This is a genomic window from Brachybacterium sp. J153 (assembly GCF_036311905.1).
Classification (GTDB): domain Bacteria; phylum Actinomycetota; class Actinomycetes; order Actinomycetales; family Dermabacteraceae; genus Brachybacterium.
In genome coordinates this window covers 91,292-107,923 of sequence record NZ_JAZDCH010000002.1, presented here as the reverse complement: position 1 = coordinate 107,923, position 16,632 = coordinate 91,292, and the positions used below count along the sequence as shown (strand labels likewise).

15 protein-coding genes and 1 pseudogene are annotated in these 16,632 nt (G+C 70.6%); 5 read left to right on the top strand and 11 right to left on the bottom strand.

The genetic code is table 11. The features are described from left to right. Positions 1 to 3: 3 nt before the first annotated feature. From V1258_RS00975 to nrdH, 4 genes and pseudogenes are all read left to right on the top strand, one after another. Positions 4 to 567, top strand: a pseudogene (locus tag V1258_RS00975) (recombinase family protein); the annotation flags it as partial. Between the two features lie 638 nt (positions 568 to 1,205). Continuing rightward, the gene (locus tag V1258_RS00970) at positions 1,206 to 1,703 is read left to right on the top strand and encodes a hypothetical protein (RefSeq protein ID WP_329747947.1); all 498 of its coding nucleotides are present in this window, start codon (positions 1,206 to 1,208) and stop codon (positions 1,701 to 1,703) included. 2 nt (positions 1,704 to 1,705) lie between these two features. Next, positions 1,706 to 2,812 carry a C40 family peptidase gene (locus tag V1258_RS00965; protein WP_329747946.1) on the top strand — a complete coding sequence of 369 codons (1,107 nt, stop codon included), beginning with the start codon at positions 1,706 to 1,708 and terminating at the stop codon, positions 2,810 to 2,812. A gap of 74 nt (positions 2,813 to 2,886) precedes the next feature. Then, complete coding sequence (gene nrdH / locus V1258_RS00960; protein WP_329747945.1) at positions 2,887 to 3,180, top strand: glutaredoxin-like protein NrdH; 294 nt, start codon at positions 2,887 to 2,889, stop codon at positions 3,178 to 3,180. Between the two features lie 72 nt (positions 3,181 to 3,252). Here nrdH and V1258_RS00955 read toward each other — a convergent pair whose 3' ends face one another. The 3 genes from V1258_RS00955 to V1258_RS00945 form a co-directional block, all read right to left on the bottom strand. Then, positions 3,253 to 3,468, bottom strand: coding sequence for a hypothetical protein (locus V1258_RS00955; protein WP_329747944.1), 216 nt, complete (start codon positions 3,466 to 3,468; stop codon positions 3,253 to 3,255). 71 nt (positions 3,469 to 3,539) lie between these two features. Continuing rightward, positions 3,540 to 3,749, bottom strand: coding sequence for a hypothetical protein (locus V1258_RS00950; RefSeq protein ID WP_329747943.1), 210 nt, complete (start codon positions 3,747 to 3,749; stop codon positions 3,540 to 3,542). Next, positions 3,746 to 4,282: a hypothetical protein gene (locus tag V1258_RS00945; RefSeq protein ID WP_329747942.1), complete on the bottom strand. Its 537-nt coding sequence runs from the start codon at positions 4,280 to 4,282 to the stop codon at positions 3,746 to 3,748. The genes V1258_RS00950 and V1258_RS00945 overlap by 4 nt, the downstream gene beginning before the upstream one ends. A gap of 224 nt (positions 4,283 to 4,506) precedes the next feature. Here V1258_RS00945 and mobF point away from each other — a divergent pair, with 224 nt between their 5' ends. Beyond that, positions 4,507 to 8,490, top strand: coding sequence for a MobF family relaxase (gene mobF, locus V1258_RS00940; protein ID WP_329747941.1), 3,984 nt, complete (start codon positions 4,507 to 4,509; stop codon positions 8,488 to 8,490). Between the two features lie 82 nt (positions 8,491 to 8,572). On the opposite strand, the gene V1258_RS00935 is transcribed toward mobF, so the two are convergent. The 8 genes from V1258_RS00935 to V1258_RS00900 all read right to left on the bottom strand — a co-directional run bounded on the left by V1258_RS00935 (position 8,573) and on the right by V1258_RS00900 (position 16,629). Continuing rightward, entirely contained in the window at positions 8,573 to 9,127 is a 555-nt protein-coding gene (locus tag V1258_RS00935) for a hypothetical protein (protein ID WP_329747940.1), read from the bottom strand. Then, a complete protein-coding gene (locus tag V1258_RS00930) occupies positions 9,124 to 9,801 on the bottom strand; it encodes a hypothetical protein (protein WP_329747939.1) in 678 nt (225 codons plus the stop codon). The genes V1258_RS00935 and V1258_RS00930 overlap by 4 nt, the downstream gene beginning before the upstream one ends. Beyond that, a complete protein-coding gene (locus V1258_RS00925; protein ID WP_329747938.1) occupies positions 9,798 to 10,097 on the bottom strand; it encodes a hypothetical protein in 300 nt (99 codons plus the stop codon). The genes V1258_RS00930 and V1258_RS00925 overlap by 4 nt, the downstream gene beginning before the upstream one ends. 68 nt (positions 10,098 to 10,165) lie before the next feature. After that, the gene (locus tag V1258_RS00920; RefSeq protein WP_329747937.1) at positions 10,166 to 10,681 is read right to left on the bottom strand and encodes a hypothetical protein; all 516 of its coding nucleotides are present in this window, start codon (positions 10,679 to 10,681) and stop codon (positions 10,166 to 10,168) included. Between the two features lie 15 nt (positions 10,682 to 10,696). Beyond that, the gene (locus tag V1258_RS00915) at positions 10,697 to 11,842 is read right to left on the bottom strand and encodes an ArdC-like ssDNA-binding domain-containing protein (RefSeq protein ID WP_329747936.1); all 1,146 of its coding nucleotides are present in this window, start codon (positions 11,840 to 11,842) and stop codon (positions 10,697 to 10,699) included. After that, a complete protein-coding gene (locus V1258_RS00910) occupies positions 11,842 to 13,668 on the bottom strand; it encodes a type IV secretory system conjugative DNA transfer family protein (RefSeq protein ID WP_329747935.1) in 1,827 nt (608 codons plus the stop codon). Before V1258_RS00910 ends, V1258_RS00915 begins: the two co-directional genes overlap by 1 nt. Next, positions 13,655 to 15,175, bottom strand: coding sequence for an ATP-binding protein (locus tag V1258_RS00905; RefSeq protein ID WP_329747934.1), 1,521 nt, complete (start codon positions 15,173 to 15,175; stop codon positions 13,655 to 13,657). The genes V1258_RS00910 and V1258_RS00905 overlap by 14 nt, the downstream gene beginning before the upstream one ends. Beyond that, the gene (locus tag V1258_RS00900; RefSeq protein ID WP_329747933.1) at positions 15,175 to 16,629 is read right to left on the bottom strand and encodes an SCO6880 family protein; all 1,455 of its coding nucleotides are present in this window, start codon (positions 16,627 to 16,629) and stop codon (positions 15,175 to 15,177) included. Before V1258_RS00900 ends, V1258_RS00905 begins: the two co-directional genes overlap by 1 nt. Positions 16,630 to 16,632: the final 3 nt, after the last annotated feature.

Below are 16,632 nucleotides of genomic sequence, written 5' to 3'. Positions count from 1 at the left end.
GGGCGACAGATCGACGCACTGACCGCCCACGGCGTGCTCCCCGAGCACCTGCACCAGGAGACGGCATCGGGAGCAGCGCCACACCGTCCCGTCCTAGACCGGCTCATGTCGGACGTGCTGACCGAGGGCGACACCCCGGTGGTGACCGACCTCGATCGCCTCTCTCGGCGCACGAGCCGGCTCATCCTCACCTTGGACGAGCTGACGACCCGCGGGATCACAGTGGAGTCGCTGCACGAGCGCGTGGACACCTCCACCGCTGACGGCATGTTCTCGGTGACGCTGCTCGGAGCCCTAGCGCAGCGCGAGCGAGACCGCATCAGGGAGCGCACCATGGCAGGGCTCGAAGCAGCTCGGAACCGCGGCCACCGCCCCGGCCGACCGATCGCCGTCAAGCCCGAGCAGTACAAGACCGTCTTGCTCTCGCGCGCCCAGGGCCGGGCGTACCGAGCGATTGCCCCCGCTACGGGACTCTCTGCCAGCACCGTTGCCCGCATCTGCCGTGGCGACACCCCCGGCCACGAGTGTTACCGTCAGCACCAGGAGATTCAGCCTGTTCTGCGCTGACCACTGCGCCGAGCGAGTGCAGTAGTGCAGTAAGTCAGTACATCAGTAGTTCCGTATCGCGAGCGGATCGCGGGGCATGACCTCGCGGGCGGCATCCACGCATCCGATGACGGTGCGCTGCCCGCACTCTTGGCAGTGCCAGGTCCGATGCCCGAGCGTCATCGGTCCCCCGCCGCACAGGCACGCCGCCCATCCGACGAGGTATCGAGTCGAGCCGCAGCCGCAGCGTGGCGGTGTGGGCTCGCTCCAGCCGTGCGGCCCGCGCCGCAGCCATGACTCAGTCATAGCGCCATGGTGCCCCGAGGGTCCGACGCCGGCCCTCGATCGGCACGGTGGGGAAGATGCTGCCGCGGGCCGCTCCGCGCCCCTTGCCTCCGAACGACCGAGGGTTGCGCCAGCAGCCGTACCCGACGCTCTGGGTCCGCAGCCGGCCCCTGTCGCCTTCCAGCGACCGCGGGGCCGTGGTCCGGTCCCGCGAGGGGAGGCTGTGGGAGTCCAACATTGCAGTAGCTCAGTAATGCAGTAGATCCGTAGTGCAGTAGTTCGGTGGGCTGTTCTGGGGGAGCTGTCGTGATGGGCGCGCTTGTCTGGGCATGCGATCAATCCGAGCAGTTCCGATAGCGGCCGCGGCGCTCTTGATGGTGGGATGCAGCGGCCCGGCCGATGTGCCGGAGCCAGAGCCGACCACCAGCGAGGCCCCGGCGACCACGACGAGCGAGCCCGCCGAGCCGGAGGAGTCCCCGACCGAATGGGACGTGGCTCCCAGCGAGGAGGCCCCCGCGGTGCCGGGCGACGAGGGTCCGCCCGAGGCCGAGGCGGGAGACGCCGAGGAGGCTGGCACAGCCGCTCATGCGGCCGTCGAGGCGTACTTCGCCACCGACGATCCCGACGCCTGGTGGTCGAACTTCTCCCAGCACCTCACGCCGGCAGCGCAGGAGGTCTGGCAGTACACCGATCCTCGCCGCGTGCCTGCCGGAGCCCCGGAGGGCAGCGCCGAGTACGGCTTGGTCAGTGGGACCGATGCCGAGATCACATTTCCGACGACCATCGGTGACTTCCAGTTGCTGATGGTCCGCGCGGACCCCGCTGACCCGTGGAAGGTCTCGTACTTGGAGCCGCCGGAGGAGGTGGCCTGACGATGAAGACGAAGGCGATCGCGGCGACCTTGGTAGTCGGTTGCGCGGCGCCGCTGGCTCTAGTTGCCGGGGCCGGTGTCGTCGGTATCGGCATGTTCGCCGGCAGCGTCGGCAGCAACGACGCGATCTGCGCGGGCAGCTCGCTGTCGGTCAGCATCGATGGTGAGCTACCCGCGTCAGTGGGCGGGTACACGCCGCGCGCGATGGAGCAGGCCGCGATCATCATGACGGTGGGCGAGGCCGAGGGGATATCGGCCCGCGGGCAGCTAGTCGCACTGATGACCGCGATGCAGGAATCCCGTCTAGGGGACCACCCGAGTACCTTCACGCCGGACGGGAATGGTGACGCGGGAGTATTCCAGCAGCGGCAGCTCCCCGGCTGGTATGGCTCGCTGGAGGAAGTCAGCGATACCGCGAATGCAGCCAAGGTGTTCTACAAGGGAAAGACCCTCACCGAGGCGATTCCCGGTGGGGCCGGCCCGAAGGGGTATCACATTCCCGGATTGGTGAATGTGGAGGGTTGGGAGTCGCTGGCTCCGACCGTGGCCGCGCAGCGCGTCCAGCGCAGCGCGCACCCGCAGGCGTACGCCAAGCACGAGCCGGTGGCGCGGGAGATCATGTCGGCCCTGTCGGGCGTGGACGTGTCGATCGACCAGGACGAGGCCGGGTCCGCGGTGTGCGGCGACGGCAGCTTCACTGCGACCGGTGACCTTGCCGCTGTGATCGAGCGTGCCCACACGACCCTGGGGCAGCGCTACGTGTTCGGTGGCGGCGGCTGGGACGGCCCGACGCGAGGCGGGCAGGACTGCTCTGGGCTGACGACGTACGCCTACGCGGCCGCGGGGATCAGGCTTCCCAGAACCGCCCGCGCGCAGTGGGCGGCGCTGCGCTCCCACGCGGTCTCTCCGAGCGAGGCGCAGCCCGGCGATCTGATCTTTGAGTCATGGGGACGGCTCGGTGCTGACGTGTCCCACGTCGGTATCTATCTGGGCGACGGGAAGATGATCGAGGCGAGCCGCGGCGCGGCCATGACGAAGATCAGCGATGCCCGCCTCAGTGGGGGTCAGTTCGTGGGGATCGCCCGCGTCCCCGAGGGGTTCACCCAGTGATCCCCGATGACCCGACCACAGAGGGCACCCCCGACCAGCCGGCCACGCCCATCCCCACCACCGAGGAGGACCCGATGAACGTCACCGTGTACACCAAGCCGCAGTGCGTGCAGTGCGATGCCACCAAGCGCGCGCTGACGAGCAACCGCATCGAGTACGAGACCGTGGACGTGACCGAGGATGCCGCGGCTCTGGCGAAGGTCAAGGAGCTCGGCTACGCCCAGGCCCCCGTGGTCGTCACGAGTCAGGATCACTGGAGCGGATTCCGGCCCGACAAGATCAAGGCACTGGCTCCCGGCCGCAGCGCCGGCCGCGGAGGGCAGATCGGGTTAGATCCGGCAGCACCGCGAGGGCGCATCGCCCTATGACCACACCGCGCCGCACCGCACAACAGTGACCCCCGTCCTCGAGGACGGGGGTCACTGTTGTGTGGGGGCCGGCTAGACCATCGTGGCGATGAACGCAGCTAGAGCGACGAGCGGAGTCGCCAGGACCATTCCGACTACGGCCACCCCGCATGACTTCAACAGTCGCCGGCGACGGACGAAGACCAGGGTGAGGAAGCACGCGACCAGAAGAAGGAAGGCGAGGCCCCCCAGGGTTCCGACGAACACGAGCAGCCCGGTGTTGCTGAAGCCCTCGACTTCACTGTCCATGACCGTCTCCCTCGCTCCACTCCGGTGCCACATGCTCTCAGCCACCGCACCTCCGGTGCGGCCCCCCTTGCTCAGTTGGAGCCTTCCGGCTCCCGCACAGCATCGCGCACCGTGAGGACGGCCGACAGGTCCGGGGGAGGCCCAACGTTGCTCTCAGGCACGGCGGCGAGGCCCCCGATCTCGTCTCGCATGGCGATACTCGCTCGGGTCGGGTAGGTCGATTCCAGCAGCTCCAGGAGGTATCCCTGGCGCGGGTCGATGTCGGCGTTGCTCATGCTCATGTCGCCTCCATCGTCGCGTCCACCGCTTCCTGGTCATAGAACACCCAGCACCGCGCCGAGTCGTCCGTGTCGTCGCTCAGCAGCAGGACCGCCCGCAGGCAGTCCGGGCAGTAGCCCACGTTCCAGGCCAGCGGCCCGTCGTCCGGGAGCGAGAGTTTCGTCGTCAGCATGCGGTGCCCCTGAGGAGCGCAGAGAGGACGGCTCAGGATCGCCTGAGCGTCGGTGGCTGTCTCCGGCTCCGGCTCGTCCAAGGCATACCCCCAGCCGTCGCAGAGATAGGCGATCGCTTCCTGTTCGTTCACCTCCAGCCAGCGCCGCATCAGCGGGTAGTCGAGCGCCGCTGGGCGGGGGGTGACCACCGCCCGGTCTACGTCCTCCCACATCACCTCGGACAGGAACGGCGCAGCTGCCGCCCGGCACTTCTGGACCGCGTTGCGGCCCGCTCCTAGCAGCGTCATCCAGTCCGGCTCGATCGGCCGTCCCTCCAGCCGGATGAGCTGTTCACGATCCACGTAGTTGCTCTGCTCATCCATCGCTGTCCCTCTCGTTGCCGTCTCCTCGACAAGCCGCACCGCCACGACAGCTCGCCGCCCACGCGCCCGCCACCGTCGCCGCCGCTCCTCCGCCACGACGACCACTCCGGCTGCTTCGTCGCCACCGGCTCGCTCCGCTCCCTGCACCGTCCCACCTACCAGCCCTCCCAACAACTACTGCTATGCACGCAAGCACTACGTGGTGGATGCGCTACGCTGGCCGCATGCGCGGAGGGGTTCAGGTCTGGCGACGTGGCGTCGACGGCCACGGAATCCGCCACGCCACGGCCTACGCCCTGCAGGGCGGCTGCGACGCCGCCGAGGTCGAGCGCCAGGTCTCGGCCGGCGCGGATGCCGCCGCCGCGTACGGCCCCGACGACGCCCCCACCGTGGTCCGGCACACCGCCCGGGCAGACGGCATCCAGCGCGACCGGCTGGACGCCGAGCAGCTGCGCGCGTGGATCGACGGCGTGGACCCCGAGACCGGCGAGCAGCGCGGCCGGACGATGACTTCCCCGGACGCCCATCTGCTCTATGACGCGACGATCAACGCCCCGAAGTCCTACTCGCTGGCGGCGGTGCTGCACCCCGAGCTGCGCGAGGAGTTCGACGCTCTGATGGACCGGGTGACCGAGGAGACCGTCACCGCCTGGAGCGAGGAGCTGACCACCCGCCGCGGCGCGGGAGGGAAGCAGCGGATCGGCCTGGCGCAGGTCGAAGTCGTGACCCTGGACCACGAGCGCTCCCGGTCCCTGGACCCCCACGCCCACCGCCACCTCTGGCTCAACGCCAAGGTGCAGGGGGCCGATGGAAAGTGGTCCAACGTGGACTCGCAGCAGGTGTTCCGCCACCAGGTTCTCGTCAACGCCCGCGGCGAGCTGGCAGCGCGCACCGACGCCCGCTGGAGGGCAGCGCTGGCCTCGCACGGGTACACGCTGAACGACGAGGGAGAGATCGCGGAGCTGTCTCACGTCGTGGACCCAATGAGTAAGCGCGCGGCCCAGATCGGCCGGAACAAGGCCCGTTTCGAGCGCGAGTGGCGGGCCGCGAATCCGGGCCAGGAACCGTCCCCGCGGCTCATCGAATCGTGGGACCGGCAGGCGTGGGCGCTGGATCGAGCGCCGAAGCCGGACGAGCTGGACGAGGACCAGTGGCGCGATCAGGTGCGCCGCGAGATCGCTGACGTGGACCCCGCGGTGCTGGTGGCCCGCCCGCCGGCCCCGGTGCAGCCCCGCGAAGCGCACGAGGTGGACCGCGACCAGCTGACCGCCTACGCGCTGGGTTGGACCGATCAGCGGGCCGTCCGCTCGCAGGGCCGGTTCTCCCGCGTGGACCTCCGCGCCGGGGCGACCATGGCCGTCGCGCAGGCGCAGCTGACCGTCGCTCCCGAGGAGCTGCACCGCCTCATCGGAGAGGTCGAGACCCGGGCGCTGCTGGAGGTCGAGTCGCTGGCTCCGGCCGGCGTCCGCGGCCCCGAGGACGTGAAGGCCCTCCGGCTCACCGCCGTGGGCGAGGCCCGCGCCCGCATCACCGAGCGCGCCGCCGTCCGCGCCGCGATCGGTGACCCGACGCCGGCCCCGGTCGAGGCGATCGCCGCGGCCGTCGCCGTGGTGGACGCCGAGCGCGCCGCCGCTGGGGATGATCCGGTGCAGCTCGATGATCGCCAGATCGCCGCGGCCCGCGCCGTGGCCGGCAGCTCCCCGCTGGTGACGATCGAGGGGCCGGCCGGGGCCGGCAAGACCACGATGCTGACCGTCGCAGAGCGCGCGATCGCCGCCGAGGGACACCGGATGCTGACCGTCGCGCCGACGATGAAGGCCGCGCAGGTGGCGCAGGCCGAGATCGGCGCCGACGGCTCCAGCCTCCACGCGCTGCTCTACCAGCACGGGTTCCGGTGGCGCACCGCGGCGTCTGGGCAGACCACCTGGCAGCGCCTCGCGTCCGGGGACACCGACACGGACGGCTCGATCTACTACGGCCCCAGCGCCGCCGCGCAGCTCGCCTCCGGTGACGTGATCGTGTGCGACGAGGCCGGGATGGTGGACGTGGATGCCATGGCCGCGCTGCTGACCGTGGCCGACGACACCGGGGCACGGCTCGCCCTGGTCGGTGACCCCCACCAGGTCCGCCCGGTGGGGCACTCCGGCGCTATGGCCCTGGTCCAGGCCCAGGTGCCCGAGGACGCCCGCGTGGACCTCCACTCGATCCACCGGTTCCGCCGCGCCGATGACCCCCGCCAGGCCGACACCGCCTACGCCGAGATCTCCCGTGACATGCGGGCCGCGGCGACCCCCGCCAAGGCGCACGAGGTGGCCCTGTGGCTGCACGAGCACGGCCATGTGGACCGGCTCAGCGACACCGCCGCCCAGACCGAGCAGGCCGCGGCCGCGTGGCTCACGGCCCACGGTGCCGGCGAGTCGATCGCCGTCTTGGCCACCAACAACGAGACCGTGGACGCGATCAACACCGCGATCCAGGAAGCCCGGATCGAGGCCGGCCAGCTCGACACCACCACCACCGCCGCCGGCCGCGACGGCGCAGTGCTGCACATCGGAGACGTGGTGACCACCCGGCGGAACCACCGCGGCGAGGACTTCACCGTCGCCAACCGCGAGGTATGGACCGTGCGGGACGTGGCCGAGGACGGCACCGTGACGCTCTCCGGTGGCATCGACCAGCGCACCGAGCAGATCCCCGCGGATTACGCCGCCGCGAGCGTGGCCCTGGGCTACGCCAGCACCATCCACGGCGCGCAGGGCGTCACCGCCCGCCGCGCCGTCACGGTCGTCTCCGAGGACACCACCGCCGCCCAGCTCTACGTGGGGATGACCCGCGGAAAGCTCGAGAACCGCGCCCTGGTCGCCGGGGCCGATGACACCGCGGTGCTGACCCAGCTCAGTGACGCGATGCTCCGAGAGCGCAACGACCTGACCGACGAGCAGCTGCGCCAGCTGGTCGCCCGCGACCTCGACCGCGCCGGCACCGCCGCCGAGGCTGAGCCGGCCCGGGACGCCGAGGCGTGGCGGCAGCGCCCCTACGGGGACCTCCCCGACCCGGGAGTGGTCTACGACCGCCTCACCCGCCGCCGGGACCGGCTCACCGCCACGGTCCGCAGCGATGAGAGCCGCCGCCACACGCTGGCCGAGAAGATCAGCGTGGAGCTGGAGCCGGCCGTGGCCGTCGCCCGCCGCGACCAGGCCGATGCCCTGACGATCCGCACCGCCGAGAAGCGCCACGAGATCGCCCAGCGGCAGCTGGACGAGGTGGACGCCCGGCTGGAGAAGTCCCGAACCCAGCTCGGTCGCATCGACCATCACCTGTCCGGTCTGGCCGAGGAGATCGAGACGAGGACCGTGATGGACCCCGAGCTGGCCCGGACCGAGCAGCACGCCCGCGAGCACGCCGCGATCTACGAGCCCGCGAAGCCCACCGACTCGCTGCGCCGGCCCTTCGGCCTCGCCCCTAGCCTGGCCACGGAGCATGTCCGCATTCGCGCCGAGCGCGACGAGGCCCGCATGACCATCGCCCGCGCCTCGGCCGAGCAGAACAGCGCCGGGGCACACACGGCCGACATGCGCCGCGAGGCCGAGCAGGCAGCAGCCGCCGGCCGCGCCGCCCAGCAGCAGATGGACGCCGCCGCCGAGGAAGCAACTCGCCAGCACGCGACGACCCTCCGCGCGGAGCTGACCGCTCTCCAGCAGGCCCGCGAGGCAGCAGCATCGGCCGGGATGCTGCGCCGCCGCGGCGCTCAGCGCACCGCCGTTGAGGTCGAGGAGCGCTTCATCGCCGCCCACGGCACCGTGCCCGAGGAGACCGCGGCCGAGACCTGGGTGCAGGCAACCGCGGCCGAGGCCGCACACCACGCCGTCAGCGCGGCAGGGCTCCCGGGCCGCGTGGAGCAGGCCACGGCCCAGGCCGCGCGCGCTCAGTCCGAGGTCGAGAAGGCGGACCGCACCGAGGTGTCGCTCGCGCAGTCGATCCACACCGCGCGCCTGGATCTCACCGACCTGGACGCGCAGGAGAACGAGCTGCGCCAGGAGGCGAAGGTGCGGCGCGAGATGCCCGAGGAGCCGGCGGCGAAGGAGAACCGCCAGCGCCAAGCCCGCGCCCGCCAGAGCACCCCGACGCCCGCCCCGGCACGCACCGCACAGCCGCAGCGGCCGATCCAGGACGAGGACGCACAGCGCCCGGCCCGTCCGCTGCGCTAACAGCCGGCTCCACAGAGAAAGGCCGGGGCATCCGCCCCGGCCTTTCTGTGTGCTCTCGGCGTTTTACCGCCCGTCGATTTCCTCAGCGATCCTTGGTGAAATCGACAAACACCACATTCAAAGGACCGCCCGTGCGGCCCTTGTTGAGGTGATTCTGTACCGCCATTTCCACGCGAGAATCAGCAGCCGCCGCGTATTCGCTCGACTCGCCTTCCTCTGCGATGGACCGAGCCCAATCCTGGAGCTTGTCGGCGCGATGCTCGGTCGGCGTGCACCGCAGCGCCCCGGTGATCGAGGCCAGTTCTGCGCGCCCCCCCGCCCAGTACCGCTGCCAGTCGATCGAACCCGTGCCCGGCTGCATCTCGTGGTAGAGCGTGTCGTACCCATCGCGCAGTGCGCCGAGCAGCTGCACCTGTCCGGGATGCTGCTCCCAGCAGGGCGGGACCACCGACGCCGGCAGAGCCCACTCCGTGACGATCTGCGCGACCCAGAGCCGCAGCCGGCCGATCTCCTCGCCCCACTCGTGGATCGACAGCCCCATCCAATCGACGGGCGTCGGCAGCTCCGCGACCTCCGGCTCGTCGGTCTGCTCGATCTCCAGTTCCAGGTCCGCGAAGTCGTCCTCGTGGTCACTCATCCCAACACCCACCTTTCGTACGTCTGCCACGGCGGAGCCCCACCCAGCGGAGCCCCCACCGTGACCAGTTGCGGTCTCTTAGCTACTGCATCGACAAGCCGTTCCACCACGACGGCATGCGCCGGGAACCGCGCGCCGAGGGCATCGACCTCCGGCACCGGGGAGGTGTCGGCCGCGATCGTGAGATACGCCCGCACCACCGCCTCCTCATCCAGCGAGCCCGTCACGGCGCGGGCCGCTCGGTGCGCGCCGGCCTGTTCTAGCAGCCGCGGCAGCTCCTCGCTGACCCCGGGAGCCCCGATCTGCTCGACGTGAGCCCGCAGCAGCCGGCGCAGCAGCGCCGACAGTGCCGCCTGGCTCACCGCGCACCCGTCCTCGAGGACTCCCATCACGCTCTCCAGCCGCCACGCATCCACGTCGCGCACCATCAGGGACCGCCACCGCTCCTCGACAGCCACCACGCGCTGCACGAAGGGGTACACCTTCTCCAAGTGGTTGAAGTTGGCGCGGGCGGTCAGCTCACGGTGTCGCTGGCCCCAGCGGGTGCCCGGCACCTCCAGCCAGGACTCCGCATCCGGTAGGCCGCTGGAGGTGTGCAGCGCGTGGAACGGCACCGCAGGACGGCCCTGGTCCTCGACCAGACCCGCCCCCTCGCGCATCCACCATCGCGTCATGCTCGCCGCCGTTCGTGCTCCTCGCGCGCCAGACGCAGCAGTCGCCGCATCACCGCTTCGTAGCCTAAGTGCCGCCAACGACCAGCGTCATGGGCCCGATGCAGCTGTTCATGGTGAAGACGGCACATCGCCACCATGTCGCCGTGGCGCTCCTGTCCCATCCGGTCATAGGTCAGGTGGTGCAGGTCGTCCCAGTCCTCGCTGCCGCAGACGGCGCAGCCCACCGGGGCCCCGGTGCGCTGCTCCTCGTCCTCGACCCAGCGGCGCCGGCGGATATGCCACTCCGCGGAGGCCATGTACTCGGCGTACTGGCGTCGGCGGCGTGCCCGCTGCTGGCCCACCACGGCGTGAGCCCGAACTCTCCTCATCGGCTCGGACGCGGCCCACTGGAGCGCAGCGACGCCGGGTCCTCGTCCCGGATTCCCGCCGGCACCTGTCGCGCCATGCGCTCGGCGTTGCGCTCTCGCAACGTCGCGGCCGGCGCGCGATCGGCGGGCGTGCGCCCGGCGGCTGCTTCGGACTGTTCCAGCCCATCGAGGACCGCCAGGCGTGCGCCGCGCAGCGTGGGGCCGTTGACCGCGAGCAGGTCAGCGGTCTGCCGCAGCGAGAGCCGCTGCCCCGCGGAGTCGTGCTGGAGGATCGACGGCCCATCGTCGCGGCCCAGCGACACCGTGACCTCATCGGCGGTGTCCGGTAGTCCCTCCCGGCCGAGGACCACCCGTGGCGGTTCGTCGGTCAGCATCGCGCGGCGTACCTCCAGGCCGGTGCTGAACCCGGCCTCGCGTTCCCACTGATCGGTCCACGCTTCCCAGCGTGCGTCGAAGGCGCGCCGCTGGGCGCGCTCCAGGTCGTCGGGATCTCGGTCGGTCGGTGTGCTCATCGCTGCCTGCCTTCCTCATCGCCGGGCGCGCAGCGTCGGCCGCGGCCCGTCCTCCACTGGCGATTCCTCGCGGATTCTCGCCGGGGCCTGCGCTTCCATGCGCAGAGCGTTGCGTACGCGCCGCTGCTCGAGGCTCGGCGTGTCCTGTCCTTCGGGCTTCGGCGGTGCCCCGGTGCGAAGGTCACCGCCCACCGGCATCCGGTCGATAGTGCCGTTGACCGCCTTCATCACCCGATCGGCCGCACTGACGGTCATTTCTGCGGTGAGGCTGGGATCGGCGTGGTTCTGCCCGAACGTCCAGCCGGCGGCATAGGCGTCCGACGAGGCCGAGGTGTCCATGCCGTGCAGGCCAGCGATGACGTGCGCGAACGTCTCCGCTTCAAACTCCATCTGCCCCCGGTGGGCTGCGCTGTTGAGCATGTCGGAGCCGGCCACCGGGGAGTGCAACTTGATGTGGCCCAGCTCGTGCAGCAGCGTGGCCACCTGTTCGTTCTCGGCGCGGCTCGCATCGAAGGTCACGACCTTAGAGCGGAAGTCTGTGTAGCCTTCCGCGCCGGTCTGTCCGTTGGCGGTGCCCGAGAGGGTGTACCCCTCGGCCGCGATCTCGGCTTCCACGGCCTCGCGTAGCCCCTCGGGCATGAGGCCGGGAGCCAGCGGCTCCCACGCCGGCAGCGCCGGGATCTCCGGCCCGACCGTCTGGGAAACGTCGAAGACGGTCGCGGGCTTGACCCCGACCATCTTGGACTCGACGCGCTCTCCCGGGTTGGGCTTCTCGCGCGGCGCGAGCCGCCGCCACGAGTTCGCGTCCTGGGGTGTGGCCGAGGCGAACTTCGCCGTGACGGGCGAGAGGATCTGATAGCCCTTCTCGCCCTTGCGGACCTGCCGGCCCATCTCCTGAAACTGCTTGTAACCAGCGATCATGCTGGGACGCTCCGGGCGCTGCGCGGGGTCCTCCTGCGCCTGGCAGCGCGCCTCCCACTGCTGATAGATCAGCATCGCGTTACGGGGAGAGCGGGACCGGAACTGCGCCACGAACTCCACGAGCTCGCGGGCCTCGGCCCCGGTGGCGATCGCGGCCACGCGATCGGCCATGGCCTCGGTCAGCTGCTCGACCTTCTGGGCTCGCTCAGCGAGATACTCCTCGCGCGATTGCTTCGGCATCACTGCTCACTCTTCGGGGTCTCGGTGTTCGTCTCGGTCGATCCCGGCACTGCCCGCGCAGCCACCACACGAGAGTCCCCCGCCTCCCGATCCTTCTTCTTCGTGGGGCAGCGCCGGAAGGCCGGCTCCAGCTCCACCACGATGAGGTGCTTCGTCGCCTCCACGACGCAGGCCAGCCCGCGACGCATCGTCTCGATCTGACTCTTCTCCAGCACGTTCTCCTCGCGCTCGGAGTATGACCGACCCGGCTGTTGGCCCCCTCGATTGGTGCTCACCGACTCCTGCACGATGGTCCGCGTCCCAGCGATCCGGGACAGGGCACTGAGCACCGAGTCATCGACCACGCCACCGAGCACGAACCGCTGGGTGGATGCCTCCCACAGCGCACGAGCGCCGGCCGCGCCGTAGCGCAGCTCGGCCTGGGCGAGGGACTGGAACCCGGCCGTGGTCTGGATCCCCAGACCGCCACCCTCGCTCATCATCCGCGGCAGCACCGGCAGCGTGCCAATGTTCCCGATCTCATCGAGACTCAGGTGCATCGGCGGCTCGATCCGCCCGCCCGGGGCGCTGTTGGCCTGCACCACCGCGCGCCGCCACACCGCATCGACCAGCGTCAGCACCAGCGACGAGGCGTTGCCGTTCTCCTGCGCAATCAGGTAGATCGTGCCCGAGCGGCGCAGGAAGTCATCGACGTTCAACTGCTCCCCATCGGGGCCGAACGTGTCGCAGATACGCGGGTCCACCAACGCAGTGCCGACGTTCGCCGCCGGAGCCCACATATTCGCGCGCGTCTCCAAGTCGTCCATCTTCACCACGGACTCCAGCATCGCCGCCAGATCCTCCGCGCCGGGCTGCTCCTGGAGGATCGTCAGCGCGTCCTCCGCGAACTTCGGATCAAAGCACCACTTCTGGAAGTCGGCCATGGTCGTCTCCGACAAGAGAGCCGCAGCGTGCAGCAGCGGGGTGAACACCCGCTTGGTGACGTTCTCCCAGAAATCGCCGTTCTGGACCCCGGTCGAGCCGCCGGCAGCGAGCACCTTCGCCCGCGACAGCGCCTCGGTCACGTCCTCGCACCCGGACCACAGGCACCACCGCACCGTGCCCGGGAGGCCGGCCTCAGCGCCCACACCTTCGGGATCACAGATCAGCATGGGACCGCCCAGCTTCTCCCGGTGCTCCCACGTCAGCCGCACCAGCTCCGTCTTCGTGGAAGTGGACAGGACCGCGCCGGGGGCCTCGATCAGCCGCGGCGCGATCACGTTCTGCGTCTTGCCGACCCGGCTCGGTGCCAGCAACATCGTCGGGGTCTCAAAGGTGGTGTACACCTTCACGCCCTGGCAGCGACCGTCATAGAAGGCGTAGTCCGCGACCCGGGGACGCCGACCCTCGGGCACGAAGTCGGGCCGGATCTGCTTGCGCCGCGTCATCACGGAGCGCTCTCCGTACTCCCGCGCGACCACGCTCTTGTCCGGCAGGCCCTTCTCCTTCTGGATCTCGTGGCGCTGCTGCGCGCGCTGCCCGCGCACCGTGCGGAACATCGCCACGGCGAGGCCCCCCACCGCCGCCAGCAGCACCGCGAACACCGCCCAGACGGCCACGGTCGAGCCCGCGCCGAGAGCGGCCCCAGCCTGCCCGGGACCGGTGATCGCCGCCCACAGCTCCCCCGGGCCGGCGCTGTACGCCCGCCCGGTCAGCTTCGCCACGATCCAGCCGGCTCCCCACAGCAGCCCCGGCGGCACCAGCACTGCCAGCAGCAGATACGGCAGTGCGGCATCGAGCCCTCCAGCTCGACGCCGCATCTCATCCCGCGTGTCACGCCGCGCCATGGCTCACCATCCGCTCGTCGGTATCGAACAGGGCCGCTTCGCGCTCGGTGCGGGTGATCTGGACCAGGCTCATCCGCTGCCCGATCCGCCAGAGCGACTGCCCGCGCCGGAGCCGGGTCAGCAGGCTCGAGGCGGTGTCGGTCAGATCCAACATCTCCTGCGCCGCGGCCACGGCCTTCCCGGACTGCCGGAACGAGATCACGGTGGAGGAGTCGTTGACGAGGTTCGCGGCCATGGCCCGGGAGGCTTCCCCACCGTCGCCGGCCGTCTGGAGGTCCCCGAACCCGTGCATCACCAGCACGTTGGAGATGCCCCAGTTGCGCGCCACCTTCCAGTGCTCCTGCATCCGGCGCAGCAGTGGGGGCCGCGCGAACACGCGCCACCCCTCGTCATAGATCATGTACCGCCGCGAGTCGGTGCCGTCCATCAGCGCCGACTCCATCCACGACGACGTGCAGGTCATCACCACGTCCAGCAGCTCACTGCCCCGCAGCCGCGACACGTCCACCGAGACCATCGGGTCGGACGGATCGAACTGCACCCCATCCGAGCGGCGATCCAGGACCCCGCTCAGCGCGCCGGTCGTCAGCCGCGCCAGCGCGTGCCCGACCTCCCGCGAGTTCGTGGCGACCTCAACGAGGCTGCCGAACCCATCAGGCACCTTGCCGTCGCTGTTCGTCTCCGGGGTGAACAGCTCATGCACCACCTCAGCGAGCGTCGGTTCCTCCTGCTCGCGTCGCTCGACCTGCTCCAGCGCGTAGGCCAGGGCGCTGCGCTCCATCGCCCACAGCTCCCGGTTCAGCAGCCGCTCCGCGATCGACTCCAGCAGCATCGCGCGCCGGTTCCGGGAGGTGATGACCCACTCCTCCGGGCTGATCGAGGGAGGCCGGTGGATTGGGTTGGCCAGCGGGTTGATCCGCGCCGGCATCCCCGGCCCGATCTCAAACGCCGAACCACCGATCGCGCGACACGGACCGGTCCACTCACCCTTCACGTCGGCCGGTACGTAGGAACGGCAGTTAAACGCCGCCCCACGGCTGGTCAACACCTTGACCAGGGTCGATTTCCCCTCCCCCACCTTGCCGCTGATGATGATGTTCGGATCGGAAATGATGCCCTCCTTGTACAGGTCAAACGGCCCGTACACGAAGGCGCTGCCCCCCAGCAGGTTCCTCCCCACCATCGTCCCCTTGGTCCCCAGCCCAGGGTCCGCCAGGAACGGATACGCCAGCCCCAGAATCCCCGAATCCGCCCGATGGGTCGGCGCGACGAACGACCGGGGCGTGCGCAGCGCCGCCGGCCCGTCCTCGCCGGCCGCGGGCAGGAAGTCCCGCGACCGCCAGGCCGCTTTCTCCTGCTCCGCGACCCGTGACCGCAGTGCGGCCTCCTGCTTGTGGGCATCGGAGAACAGCCGGCGCTCGGCCTTGCGCAGCTCGCGCAGCTCCTCCTTGGACAGCTCCCCGAACCGGGCGCGCATCACCCGGCGCTTGGTGCGTTCCTCGACCATCACAGACCCCTTCCGAACGGCAGCGCCCCGGCGATGAACGCCGACGCCTGCTCTCCACCGATGATCCGTAGCTCGCACCCTGACCGCAGCGCGGCCGTGCGAACCTGCTCCGTGGCCATGCGCAGCTCATCGAGGGTGTGCCCCGAGACCGTCACCAGGCCCGCGAAGTTCAGCGCCCCGTGCCCGGACTCCAGCGCCTCCTCCTCACGCGCCAGCGCCGCCCGCTCGCGCTTGCGCTCCACGGTGTCCACGGCCCCCGACTTGCGCTCCCAGATCCGGGACGTCTCGGCCGACGTCGAGGCACGCCGCGCCTGCGCCATGGCCTTCCGCGTCGGGATCGGCTCGCAGATCAGCGCGAACGTATGCCGCACCTGCGCAACGACGAGGTGCTGGAGGAACCCCGCCGTGGTGGCCTTGCGAGGCCACTCCACCGCCAGCAGCACCCGCTGATAGCCGGCCTCGGTCCGCAGGTAGGTGAAGGACTCATCCAGCCCCATCGGACCGGCCCCCGCCAGGGACCGCCCCACCTCCCGGTGGGCCTCCAGCTCCGGCTGCACGTCCGGGTCATAGGCGGTGCGCGCCAGGACCGCCACGTCATCCGAACCGACCCAGGAGACGAACGACAGGGACGCCTCCGTGAACTGCGACCGCACGTACTCCATGCGGCTACGCAGCACCTCCGCGCCGCCGGCCACACCGCCGCCGGCCTGACGGATCAGCGCGGCCACCCCGCCGACCTTCATATCCAGCGTGATCGAGACGAACGATTCATGCCGGATTGAATCGGTGCGGGACCGGGAGAGGTAGTCGGCGTACGCCTCATAAGCCGCCGGGGAGACCTGATCGCTGCCGTGCTCTTGGAACCACGCATTGATCTCCTCGCCGCCGTCGCTGACGGAGCGCAGCAGCACCCCGACGCGGGTCACGCCATTGGAGGAGTCGGTGCAGAAGCTCGACAGCAGCGATCCCCACGCACCGGCCACCACGTCCTGCCGGGACCCCTCAGCGAGAGCGAAGGAGTCTATCGGCTCGACCTTGGCGATCGCCGTCAGCGTCCGCGTGCTCGGATCGTGCAGCAGCCCCGCCCCGGTGCGCTGATCGACCAGCACCCGCAGCCGTGCCGCATCCCCGGGAAGGCCCAGCGTCCCGGCCGGGCGAGGGGCCAGCGGCCGCACCCGGTAGGACGCCTGCCCGCGCGCACTGCGCCGGACCCACTGCCACAGCAGCGGCACCCACGCGATCAGCGGCCGGCCGGTGAACCAGGTCGGCACCAGGGCCAATGACACGACGATGACGGCCGCGAAGAACAACCACCGCCCCGTCATGAACGCCGCGATCAGGCTCACGAACGCGACTCCGACCAGCACGAGCTGGGCCGGCCCCAGGCCCATGATGACGCCGCGGCCCGACAGCCTCGGGAACCGGGCAGTGACCCGGCGCTCCTCTGTATCCACAGC

What these genes read in the sequence shown, in the direction of transcription:
- V1258_RS00925 (WP_329747938.1), bottom strand. Translation starts at nt 10,097, where the DNA reads ATGGCCTCCGCGGAGTGGCATATCCGCCGGCGCCGCTGGGTCGAGGAC.
- V1258_RS00970 (WP_329747947.1), top strand. Translation starts at nt 1,206, where the DNA reads ATGGTGGGATGCAGCGGCCCGGCCGATGTGCCGGAGCCAGAGCCGACC.
- V1258_RS00965 (WP_329747946.1), top strand. Translation starts at nt 1,706, where the DNA reads ATGAAGACGAAGGCGATCGCGGCGACCTTGGTAGTCGGTTGCGCGGCG.
- V1258_RS00945 (WP_329747942.1), bottom strand. Translation starts at nt 4,282, where the DNA reads ATGGATGAGCAGAGCAACTACGTGGATCGTGAACAGCTCATCCGGCTG.
- mobF (WP_329747941.1), top strand. Translation starts at nt 4,507, where the DNA reads ATGCGCGGAGGGGTTCAGGTCTGGCGACGTGGCGTCGACGGCCACGGA.
- nrdH (WP_329747945.1), top strand. Translation starts at nt 2,887, where the DNA reads ATGAACGTCACCGTGTACACCAAGCCGCAGTGCGTGCAGTGCGATGCC.
- V1258_RS00955 (WP_329747944.1), bottom strand. Translation starts at nt 3,468, where the DNA reads ATGGACAGTGAAGTCGAGGGCTTCAGCAACACCGGGCTGCTCGTGTTC.
- V1258_RS00905 (WP_329747934.1), bottom strand. Translation starts at nt 15,175, where the DNA reads ATGGTCGAGGAACGCACCAAGCGCCGGGTGATGCGCGCCCGGTTCGGG.
- V1258_RS00935 (WP_329747940.1), bottom strand. Translation starts at nt 9,127, where the DNA reads ATGAGTGACCACGAGGACGACTTCGCGGACCTGGAACTGGAGATCGAG.
- V1258_RS00915 (WP_329747936.1), bottom strand. Translation starts at nt 11,842, where the DNA reads ATGCCGAAGCAATCGCGCGAGGAGTATCTCGCTGAGCGAGCCCAGAAG.
- V1258_RS00950 (WP_329747943.1), bottom strand. Translation starts at nt 3,749, where the DNA reads ATGAGCATGAGCAACGCCGACATCGACCCGCGCCAGGGATACCTCCTG.
- V1258_RS00910 (WP_329747935.1), bottom strand. Translation starts at nt 13,668, where the DNA reads ATGGCGCGGCGTGACACGCGGGATGAGATGCGGCGTCGAGCTGGAGGG.
- V1258_RS00920 (WP_329747937.1), bottom strand. Translation starts at nt 10,681, where the DNA reads ATGAGCACACCGACCGACCGAGATCCCGACGACCTGGAGCGCGCCCAG.
- V1258_RS00930 (WP_329747939.1), bottom strand. Translation starts at nt 9,801, where the DNA reads ATGACGCGATGGTGGATGCGCGAGGGGGCGGGTCTGGTCGAGGACCAG.